Source organism: Bacillus sp. GbtcB14 (assembly GCF_019091205.1).
Lineage (GTDB): Bacteria > Bacillota > Bacilli > Bacillales > Bacillaceae_G > Bacillus_A > Bacillus_A cereus_AG.
The window spans coordinates 1-2,356 of record NZ_JAGXJT010000041.1 but is presented as its reverse complement, the minus strand read 5'-3'; the positions used below and the strand labels follow the sequence as shown (position 1 = coordinate 2,356).

Genomic DNA, 2,356 nt, shown 5'->3' with positions numbered 1-2,356 from the left:
GTACAGAATTGACTACCTATGGATTAACACAAATAGCTACCACAATATTAGGCGATAGGGCACTAAATAAAGTAGGCCATATCACAAAAGGAGCAAAAGCATCAAGTGGAGTAAGTACATTTGCTAATGCAGTAACACTAGCAAAAGAATTGAAGCCTACGCTTGAAATGTTACAATCATTTAAGAGAGAGGCTTCCTATGCATTCTCTAGTGTTGGTGGAACTATTATAACCAAAATACCACAAGGTGAATTGATAGAAGCTTATTATAAGTTTGCGAAATCTAAAGATGGTGGTAATGGTAAACCTAGCAGTAACAAAAATACAAATGTAGATAATTTTGATGCAAAAACAGCTACAAATAAGCAAAAAGGTAATTATGGTGAAATAAAATCTAGTGACAATTTATTGAATAATCAAAGTTTAAAAGATGCTGGATTTGATTTGAAACCAGTCGGCAAAAGTACACCATCAAGCATAGATGATAAAATAGTAAAAGGGATTGATGGATTATACGAAAATGCAAATCCAAATTCAAATATTAAATATGTTATTGATGAAGCAAAGTTTGGTAGTTCACAATTAGGAAAAACTAAAGATGGACCACAAATGTCAAATGATTGGTTGAATGGTGCGAAGACCCGAAAAAGTAGGATATTGAAGGCAGTTGATGGGGATGCAAAATTAGCATCAAAGATTACGAAAGCATTACAAGATCAGGAAGTTGAGAGAGTGTTATCAAAGGTTGATAGTAGTGGGAATGTGAAAACATTTAGAATAGATGCAAAGGGAGACATAATTGGAGAATGGCCATAATTTAAGGCACTAGGAGGAATTGAATAGTATGAGAGATCCTTTATGTATAGAAGAAAAATGTAGAGAAGGAATAGAATATAATAAAGAGTTTATTGAGGAAAATAGAGAGGAGATTAAAAGTTTTGAAGAAGATGAAAGGAATGGTATTCAAAGAAAGGCTAAAGATAATAAAAGTCTTATAGAAGGAAGGTATCTATTAAATTTTAATTATGAGTTAGAGGATATTAACGCGAAATATTCCATAGGAGAAGCTATCCATACAATAGAAGGAGATTTTGACAACGCTCTTATTGATTTGGGGCATATAGGGGAAAATGAAGTTGGATATTTAAATCTAATTTGGATGATATCTCTAGGGATTTTATTAGAAACGGATAAAAAGAATCTTGTAAGTTTAGCCAAGCTAGTTGAGAAGGAAAATATGAACGACGCAGTAATTGATTTCCTCTTATGCGCTAGTGATATCGGATACACAAAAATGACGAATAGATATTATAAAGAGAATCCATATGTAAAAACGAGAGAGATTATAGAACTTGCACAAACAGATAAAAAAGAAGCGTCTAAAAGATTACAAACGTATATGGAGAAAGAATGGTTTAAAGGCCATTATGATTATGAATGGAAAAATGCGCATAAAGAACCTGGATATGTAGGGTATTGGAGCTTTGAGACAGCTGCACTAGTAAAGATACTCGAACTTGATGATATAAGTTTAAAAGATAATAATCATTATCCATATGATTTGTCGCATTACAAAAATGAAATGAAATTTAAGCATATAGACCTAAGTGAATATCACTATGAAGATGAGACAGAAGAAATCGAGGATATAGTAGAAGGAATTGAAAATAATCCTGCATTGGAAAACATTATTCCGCCAAAATGGCATTCATTGGTCAATGAATTGATTCATGATTATGAGAATATGGATGATAGTAGTTTTTATGAAAAATACAAAAAAACGATAGGAATAGGTCAAGTGTGGTTCTTACCACAAGAGTATGAAGAAGAAAATGAGCAAAAGGATCTATTAGGAAGTTTAATTGTGTTTGCCCTTACCGTAAGAGATTATATATTACAACTGGACTATAAAGAGGATTTAGAGGATTACATTGATAATCTTAAAAATTTCTGGAATGGATCAGAAACAAAGTTAGTTCAATTTATTTTAGAGAATGATCAAAACTATTATGCATGGGTACCGGAAGGAGTAAATATTCCAAATATGTATGAAGTAAAGATAGAGAGTGTCGATGTAGAGGAAGTTCTATAACGAGCAAATTAAGAAATTGTGCATCATGAGTAACGCTGAAAAACTAAATTATAAGGAATTTAATGAATAAAGAGATTGAAAATAGTGGTAGTTTGGAGAATCCAACTGCCACTATTTTTCTGTTTACGAATGGTTCTGTAAATTAAGGAGAGAGTTTAAATGAATTCAATCATACGTCCAGCAACAATTACAGCACCGCCCTCCAATTAGCAGCTAGCATCACAGCCGGACTCGCTGAAGTGCAAAGCGGGAAAGGATTTAGTCC

1 protein-coding gene and 1 pseudogene are annotated in these 2,356 nt (G+C 32.7%); both read left to right on the top strand.

Features of this window, described 5'->3' with window-relative positions; all coding sequences use genetic code 11:
* Positions 1 to 815, top strand: a pseudogene (locus KVT31_RS29220) (cytoplasmic protein); the annotation flags it as partial.
* A gap of 28 nt (positions 816 to 843) precedes the next feature.
* Positions 844 to 2,091, top strand: a complete 1,248-nt coding sequence (locus KVT31_RS29215; RefSeq protein WP_217613693.1) for a PoNi-like cognate immunity protein — start codon at positions 844 to 846, stop codon at positions 2,089 to 2,091.
* Positions 2,092 to 2,356 lie beyond the last annotated feature (265 nt).